The following is a 316-nucleotide window of genomic DNA, read 5'->3' on the forward strand; positions in this document are numbered from 1 at the left end:
ATATATTCGCTTGAAATAGATGAACTCATTATGAGTAAAAATAAAAACCTAATGACTCTAGAAGAGTTTAAAGAAAAAAACTACGGCAAACGTGGGACAAAAGAGCGTGACGAATTGGATGCAGGTTATGAAACTTTTAAAATTGGTGCTTTGATTCATGATACTCGTGTTGAAATGGGAATGACACAGGAAGAACTTGCAGAAAAAGTTGGGACAACGAAATCCTATATTTCAAAAATTGAAAACAACATAAAAGAAGCTCGAATTTCGACACTTCAAAAAATTATTGAACTTGGTTTTGGTGGACGACTTGAAC

Annotated in this window: 1 protein-coding gene; it reads left to right on the plus strand. The window is 33.5% G+C overall.

All coding sequences use genetic code 11. From position 1 onward, the window contains the following. Positions 1-51: 51 nt before the first annotated feature. Positions 52-316: helix-turn-helix domain-containing protein (locus tag IU405_RS05510; protein WP_231749564.1), on the plus strand; the 265-nt coding region annotated here is incomplete at its 3' end.

This window comes from Polaribacter sp. BAL334, assembly GCF_015767435.1.
GTDB lineage: Bacteria > Bacteroidota > Bacteroidia > Flavobacteriales > Flavobacteriaceae > Polaribacter.